The following is a 7540-nucleotide window of genomic DNA, read 5'->3' as shown; positions in this document are numbered from 1 at the left end:
CCTTTCAGGCTCGCACCTCAGGATGAGGATGGTCGTGGCCTGCCTCGCCGCTCATCACCTCATTGGCAAGCACCACCACCCTCATCCTGAGGTGCGAGCCTACAGCGAGAGGCGAACGCATCTCGCGTTCGCTCGATGCTAGGGCGAGCCTCGAAGGACGCACTTCGGGTCCTGCCATCCGCCGAACCGCGCTCGTCTTGGCGCCCCCCTCACCCGAAGGTGAGCCGCATCGGCTGCACCGCGAGCCCATCGACCATTGTCGACCAGGTCTCGCCCGCCGCGATGGGAAAGGCCCGCGTCACCGTTCCCGTCGTGATGATCTCGCCCGCCGCGATGGGGCTCGCCTGCGGGTCAGCCGCGAGCACGCCCGCAAGATGCCGCACCGCCGAGAGCGGCCCGTCCAGCACATTGGCGGCGATGCCATGGTCGATGCGCTCGTCATTGCGGAACAGCGTGACCGCGAAGCCCGTCAGCGCCGTGAGCCAGGCCTCCGCATCGCCCTCGACCGGGGTCCGCGGCCCGCAGAACAGCGCGCCATGCAGGCCGAAAGCGGCCTGGCAATCCGCGCCCTGGAAGCGCCAGCCGGGAAACAGCGACTGGACGATCTCGAAGCCATGGGCGACCCAGCCGACCGCGCCGAGGATGGCGCGCTCGTCCATGCCGGCGGTGACCGGCGCCTTGAAGCCGAGCACGATCTCCGGCTCGATCCGCGGCTCGACGAGATGGGCGATGCTCACCGTCGCCGGGCCGTCGACATCCCTGAACGTGGAATCGTAGACCGGTCCCCAGATCGGCGAGTAGACGCCGTATTCCGCCCAGATCGTGCGGTTGGTGAAGCCGATCTTGCGGCCGATGATCCGCTCGCCGGCGGCCACACGCCGCCGCGCCACCTCATGGCCCACCTTCTCGCCGTCGGCGACGGAGAAGGTCGGCTCCAGCGTCGTCAGTGGACCGATCTGCCGGCGCGAGCGATAGGCCGCCAGCACCTCGTCGGCGAACATCCGGGTCTGGGGCGAGCAGAGCGACATGGATCGGGTCCGTTACGGCAGGGGACATGAAAAACCCCGGCCGCGGACGGCCGGGGTTGGGAAAGGAACGACGTTGCGCCGGGCCTCAGCGGGTGGGCGTCGCCGGAGCGGCCGGGGCGGCCGGAGCCGGGGCGGCGGCGGCACGCTGGCTCGGCGGGAAGGCCGGGTCGGTCGCCGTGCCGCGGAGCAGTTCGAGGGCGCGGTTGATCTGCACGTCCTCCTTCTGGTCCTGCGGGACGAAGACGGACGAGGCGGAGCGTTCCTCGGCGCCGTCGGCATTGTTGCGCAGATGGCCGCGCAGGCCCGCCTCGCCGCGGTTCTCCTGCAGGCGGGCGCGCATCGCCTCCGGGACCGGCTGCTCCAGCACGATGTCCGGATCGATGCCGCGCGCCTGGATGGAGCGGCCCGACGGTGTGTAGTAGCGGGCCGTGGTGAGGCGCAGCGCGCCCTGGTTGCCGAGCGGGATGATGGTCTGCACCGATCCCTTGCCGAAGGAGCGGGTGCCGAGCACGGTCGCCCGCCTGTGGTCCTGCAGCGCGCCGGCGACGATCTCGGAGGCCGAGGCCGAACCGCCATTGATCAGCACGATGATCGGCTTGCCGCCGGTGAGGTCGCCCGCGCGGGCATTCCAGCGCTGCGTCTCCTCGGCATTGCGGCCGCGGGTGGAGACGATCTCGCCACGCTCCATGAACGTGTCCGAGACCGACACCGACTGGTCGAGCAGGCCGCCCGGATTGTTGCGCAGGTCGATGACATAGCCGCGCAGCTTGTCGGCCGGCACCTTCGCCTTGATGTCCTCGATCGCCTTGCGGAGATTGTCCGTGGTCTGCTCGTTGAACTGGGTGACGCGGACATAGCCGACATCCTCGCCCATCACCGAGTGGCGCACGGCGCGGATGACGATCCGGTCGCGCGTGATGTCGATGTCGCGCGGGGCGGCGCCCTGGCGCGTCACACGGATGGTGATCTTCGAGCCCACCGGGCCGCGCATCTTCTCCACCGCCTGCTGCAGGGTGAGGCCCTGGATCGGCTCGTTGTCGATATGGGTGATGATGTCGTTGGCGAGGATGCCCGCCTTGGAGGCCGGCGTGTCGTCGATCGGCGAGACGACCTTGATCAGGCCCTCTTCCTGGGTGACCTCGATGCCGAGGCCGCCGAACTCGCCGCGCGTCTGCACCTGCATGTCGCGGAAGTTGCGCGCGTCCATGAAGCTGGAATGCGGGTCGAGGCCGGTGAGCATGCCGTTGATGGCGCTCTCGATCAGCTTGGCGTCGTCCGGCTTCTCGACATAGTCGGTGCGCACCCGTTCGAAGATGTCACCGAACAGGTTGATGTGCCGGTAGGTGTCGGATGCCGCGGCATTGGCCGGCATCCCGAGGATGGCGCGGGGTTGCGTGACGGCGACGGTCGCCAGCGCGCCCATGGCGGCACCGGCTAGGAGGATCGAAGCTCTGCGCATCATCCGCGAACCCTTTCATTGGCCTGTGGCCCCGGTGTCCTCATCGTCCACCAGGGCGCCGGGTCGATACTCGACCCGTCTTTGCGAAACTCGACATAGAGAACGGGCTGCGTCGCGCCCGTCGTCACGGCGGAGGCTGGCGGCGGGGTGTGGCCCATGACCCCCACCGGCTCCCCCGCCAGAACGAACTGACCCAGATCGACTGTGATCCTGTCCATTCCGGCGAGCACCAGATGATATCCGCCGCCGGCGTTGAGGATCAAGAGTTGCCCGTAGGTTCGGAACGGCCCCGAATAGACCACCCAGCCGTCGGCCGGGGCGGTCACCGCCGCACCCGTCCGGGTGGCGAGGGACAGACCCCGCTCGGTGCCGCCGAGCCCGTCCGGATCGCCGAATTCGCGCAGCCGCACACCCAGAACGGGCAGGGAAAGGCTACCGCGCGCCTGCTCGAAGGGCATGGCGGGGTTGATCCGCGCCGCATTCTGCAAGGCCGCCATCTGCTGGCGCCGGTCGAGGGGAGCCGCACCGCGCGCCACCGTGGTGGTGCGCGCAGCATCCGCCGCCCGCTGCGCGGCGCTGATTTCGGTCTCCATCCGGCCTATCAAATGTTCGAGATCGGCGGCCTGGCGCGCCAGTGCCGCGGCGCGCGTCTTCTGCGCCTCCAGCGACTGTTCGCCGGTCGCGACCTCGCTGCGGCGCGCCTCGGCCAGCGCATCGAGCCTGACACGCTCGTCGCGCAGATGGGCCGCCTCGCGGCGCAGCTGCTCCTGCTCGCTGGCAATGCGACGGCGCAGGCCGGAGAGTTCCTCGAGATCGCGGGCGAGCACCGTCACCGCCTCGCGCATTTCCGGCACGAGGGTGCCGAGCAGCATGGCGGTGCGCACGCTCTTCAGCACATCGTCCGGGCCGACCAGCATGGCCGGCGGCGGGCGGCGGCCCATCCGCTGCAGCGAGGCCAGCACCTCGGCGATGAGCTCGCGCCGTTCATGCAGCGACTGGCGCAGGGTGAGCTGGCGCGCGTCGAGACCCTTCAGATTGCTCTCGAGGACGGTCATCCGCTCCTCGCCGGCGCGCACCCGGCGCACCGCATCGAGCGAGGCGGCGACGAGCGCGGCGCGGTCGTTCCGGAGCGCGGTGACCTCGGCCTCGATCCGCGACCGCTCCGACTGGCTCTTGGCGAGGTCGGACTGGATGGCGTCGAGCTCGCGCTGGCGCTGTCGCCGCTCGGTCTCGGCCCGCTCGGCCGGGCTCGCCGGCTCGGCGCGCAGGGCCGTGCCCGCGCCCGGGACGGCGACGGTCAGAACGGCGGCGAGGGCGAGGAAGGGCGAGCGCATCGGGCCCGAATCACGAGGGACGGCAAGGAACCGATGCTACATGGCGCGGGGGGCAGGCGGAATCGCGGCGCCGCCCCGCCCTTTTCGCGGCGCGGCGCAAGATCGCGTGAGACCGGGCGTCGGGCCGGTGCCTCAGTTGAACAGGGCGTCAATGTCGTCCTGGCTGGCGTGGCCCACCTCGGTATCGAGCTTGGGACCATTGAGCAGGGCCGCGTCGCCGGTCGCCTCGGCGATGCCCTCGACCGCGATATCCTTGAAGCTGTCCAGGCCGCCCCAGATCTCCATCATCTTGACGATGCGGTCTTCGATGAATTTCAGCGTGTTCACCACCTTGGTGATGCGCTGACCGGTGAGGTCCTGGAAGTTGCAGTGCTCGAAGATCGTGATGATCTTCTGCTGGATGTCGTCCATCGCCGCCTTGTCGTGGGTGCTCTTCAGGCTGGCGGAGAGCTGGCTCGCCAGCTGGTCGATGACCTCCGCCGCGCTGAGGATGCCTTCGGTGGCCTGCTCCGTGCCGGTGACGATGGCGTCGAGCTCGTGCGTCACGCGCGTCATCTGCTTGCCCTTGAAGCCGGTGACGTGGAGCGTGGCGATCTCGTGCTTGGTCTGGTCGATGGCCTGCCAGATCTGGTCCAGCTCGGCCTTCAGCTTCATCGCCTCCTGCATTTCCTGCTTGTAGGCATCGACCATCTGCCGCGTGACCTCTTCGGCCGGGCGGATGAGGGCCTTCAGCTGCTTGATCTCGGAGAGGATCTCATGATGGCCGTTGGACCCGGCCGCGCCGCCTGACGGGGCGGCGACCTCCGGCTGGGAGATCACTTCGATACGAAAGGCTCGTTTCGCTGCGCGCATGGACGTTCCGGACAGGGGCGTGGCTCCGGTCGGGCATGGACCGGTCGTGAGGGCGACGATGCGGCGGGAGGGTTAAGGCGCGGTTCCAAAAGTGCCACACCGTCGATCTGCACAATGGGAAAACAAGGTAGGGTTAACCGCTGGTATCGACGCAAGGCTGCCCCACCGCGGCATGTCCCCCCAGTGGTGAGCAATCCTTAACCCTAAAGAAGATCGACGCGCGTTCACGAAGCGAAAAGCATCCGGAAAGCAGCCGCGTTTACCATTTCTGGGTCTATCGCGGTGCTTGTCTTGACATGACGGCAAGGACGACGGGTGCGAGCCCGTCCCACTTCAGTATTGCGTTCAAAGAGTCCGCCGATGTCCCGCTTCGCCTTGAAGGCCGCAGCCGCGGCCCTGCTTCTCGTTGCCACGGCCCACGAGGCCTCCGCCCAGATCGCCGGCGCCCGCCGCTCCGACCTCGGCGGCGGCTTCATCGAGTTCCTCTACCAGGGCGGCCAGCCGACCGGGCCCATTGCCGGCGCCCGCCGCGCCGGCCCCGCCCCGGAGCCGGTGGCCCCCGCCGCGCATCTGCGCGCCAGCTACCAGGTCTCGCCACAGGTCGAGCCGGTGCGCCCGCTTGTCGCCCCGCCCGCATCCGCCGTGCCGGCCGGAACCGTGCCCCAGGGCCAGCGGACTGCCGAGCCACGCGGCATCGACCCGCGCTTCCTGCCCCAGGTCGTGCCCTATCGCGGCGGCCATCGGCCCGGCACCGTCATCATCAACACCGCCGAGCGGCACCTCTATCTCGTCCAGGCCGACGGCACCGCGATGCGCTACGGCGTCGGCATCGGCCGCCCCGGCTTCGGCTGGACCGGGACCAAGACCATCACCCGCAAGGCCGAGTGGCCGGACTGGCGCCCGCCGGCCCAGATGCTGCGTCGCCGCCCCGACCTGCCGCGCTTCATGGCTGGCGGCCCCGCCAATCCGCTCGGCGCGCGGGCCATGTATCTCGGCTCCTCGCTCTATCGCATCCATGGCTCCAACGAGCCCTGGACCATCGGCCAGGCGGTCTCCTCCGGCTGTTTCCGCATGCGCAACGAGGATGTCATCGACCTCTACAAGCGCGTGCGCGTCGGCACCCGGGTGGTGGTCATGTGAGCTTCGCCGCAGGGGTCCCGCCGGACCCCGCGGCATGTCTTGCGGCGGGTAAGCGCAACAGCGCCCCGCCGCGGCGCTCGAACGAGCGGACAGGAGGGGCCGCCCCGTCGCAGGACGGGGCGGCCTTTCTGCTTGGAGCGGACCCTTCGCCGCATCCCTCCCCTTCGCCGCCATGCCTTGCGGGACCCCGGCCCGCTGATAGGATCATTCGCGATCCAGCCCTTTCCGGAGACGATCCATGTCGAAAACGAGCGCGCTGCGTGTGGTCGGCGACGATGCCGCCAGCACCGCCATCCCGAATGACCTCCAGGCCTTCTGGATGCCCTTCACCGCGAACCGCTCGTTCAAGGCCCGCCCGCGCATGGTCGCCCGCGCCAAGGACCTCTACTACTACACCCCCGAGGGCAAGCAGATCATCGACGGCACGGCGGGCCTGTGGTGCTCCAGCGCCGGCCATTCGCGCCAGCCCATCGTCGAGGCCATCCAGAAGCAGGCGGCCGAGCTCGACTTCGCCCCGACCTTCCAGTTCGGCCACCCCAAGGCCTTCGAGCTGGCAAGCCGCATCGCGGCGCTCGCCCCCGGCGACCTCGACCACGTCTTCTTCTGCAACTCGGGCTCGGAAGCTGCCGATACCGCGCTGAAGATGGCGATCGCCTACTGGCATGCCCGCGGCAAGGCCTCGAAGACCCGCCTCATCGGCCGCGAGCGCGGCTATCACGGCGTCGGCTTCGGCGGCATCACGGTGGGCGGCATCGTCGCCAACCGCCGCGTCTATGGCTCGATGCTGGCCGGCGCCGACCACCTGCCGCACACCTATAACCGCGAGAAGCAGGCCTTCTCCAAGGGCGAGCCCGAGTGGGGCGCCCATCTCGCCGACGAGCTGGAGCGCATCGTCGCCCTGCACGACGCCTCGACCATCGCCGCCGTCATGGTCGAGCCGATGGCCGGCTCCACCGGCGTGCTGCCGCCGCCGGTCGGCTACCTGAAGCGCCTGCGCGAACTCTGCGACAAGCACGACATCCTGCTCATCTTCGACGAGGTCATCACCGGCTTCGGCCGCCTCGGCGCGCCCTTCGCCTCGGAGCGCTACGGCGTCGTCCCTGATCTCATGACCTTCGCCAAGGGCGTCACCAATGCCGCCGCGCCGATGGGCGGCGTCGTCGCCCGAAAGCACGTCCACGATGCCTTCATGACCGGCCCGGACCACGTCATCGAGCTGTTCCACGGCTATACCTACTCGGCCCATCCGCTGGCCTGCGCCGCCGGCCTTGCCACCCTCGACCTCTACCGCGACGAGGGCCTGTTCGAGCGCTCCAAGGCGCTGGAGCCGGTCTGGGCCGATGCCATCTTCTCGAAGCTCAAGGGCCAGGCGGGCGTCCTCGACATCCGGCAGCTCGGCCTCACCGCCGCCGTCGACATCGAGAGCTGGAAGGACGCGCCGGGCAAGCGCGCCTATGTCGCCATGGACAAGGCCTTCCACGACGAGGGCATCATGATCCGCACGTCGGGCGACTGCCTGGTGGTGACCCCGCCCTTCATCATCACCGAGAACGACATCGCCCAGATCGCCGACAAGCTGTCGAACGTGATCGCATCCACGGCGATGCCCTCCTGAGGCACGGCGCCCTCATCGCATGACGAAAGGCCCGGCCCGCGCCGGGCCTTTTGCTTGTGGGGTTTCGAAGTCCCTCTCACTCTCCGCCGCCGCCTTCACCTCTCCCCGGCGG

General features: G+C 69.3%; 6 protein-coding genes. 2 read left to right on the top strand and 4 right to left on the bottom strand.

Annotation, left to right across the window (positions count from 1 at the left end; all coding sequences use genetic code 11):
• Nucleotides 1-209: 209 nt before the first annotated feature.
• From O9344_RS17310 to O9344_RS17295, 4 genes are all read right to left on the bottom strand, one after another.
• Nucleotides 210-1028: a hydratase gene (locus O9344_RS17310; RefSeq protein ID WP_298480256.1), complete on the bottom strand. Its 819-nt coding sequence runs from the start codon at nt 1026-1028 to the stop codon at nt 210-212.
• Nucleotides 1029-1113: 85 nt separating this feature from the next.
• The gene (locus tag O9344_RS17305) at nt 1114-2490 is read right to left on the bottom strand and encodes a S41 family peptidase (protein ID WP_298480253.1); all 1377 of its coding nucleotides are present in this window, start codon (nt 2488-2490) and stop codon (nt 1114-1116) included.
• On the bottom strand, nt 2487-3821 hold the full coding sequence (locus O9344_RS17300; RefSeq protein WP_298480250.1) for a peptidoglycan DD-metalloendopeptidase family protein: 1335 nt from the start codon (nt 3819-3821) through the stop codon (nt 2487-2489). The genes O9344_RS17305 and O9344_RS17300 overlap by 4 nt, the downstream gene beginning before the upstream one ends.
• Nucleotides 3822-3953: 132 nt before the next feature.
• Nucleotides 3954-4673, bottom strand: a complete 720-nt coding sequence (locus tag O9344_RS17295) for a protein phosphatase CheZ (RefSeq protein ID WP_298480248.1) — start codon at nt 4671-4673, stop codon at nt 3954-3956.
• Nucleotides 4674-5033: 360 nt separating this feature from the next.
• On the opposite strand from O9344_RS17295, the gene O9344_RS17290 reads away from it, so the two are divergent.
• Both O9344_RS17290 and O9344_RS17285 read left to right on the top strand, forming a co-directional pair.
• Nucleotides 5034-5813, top strand: a complete 780-nt coding sequence (locus tag O9344_RS17290; RefSeq protein ID WP_298480246.1) for a L,D-transpeptidase — start codon at nt 5034-5036, stop codon at nt 5811-5813.
• Between the two features lie 238 nt (nt 5814-6051).
• Nucleotides 6052-7428 (top strand): aspartate aminotransferase family protein, encoded by a 1377-nt coding sequence (locus O9344_RS17285; protein ID WP_298480244.1) that lies wholly within the window; start codon nt 6052-6054, stop codon nt 7426-7428.
• Nucleotides 7429-7540: the final 112 nt, after the last annotated feature.

Origin of the sequence: Phreatobacter sp. (assembly GCF_027532945.1) — a bacterium.
Lineage (GTDB): Bacteria > Pseudomonadota > Alphaproteobacteria > Rhizobiales > Phreatobacteraceae > Phreatobacter.
This window is presented reverse-complemented; position numbering and strand designations above follow the sequence as displayed.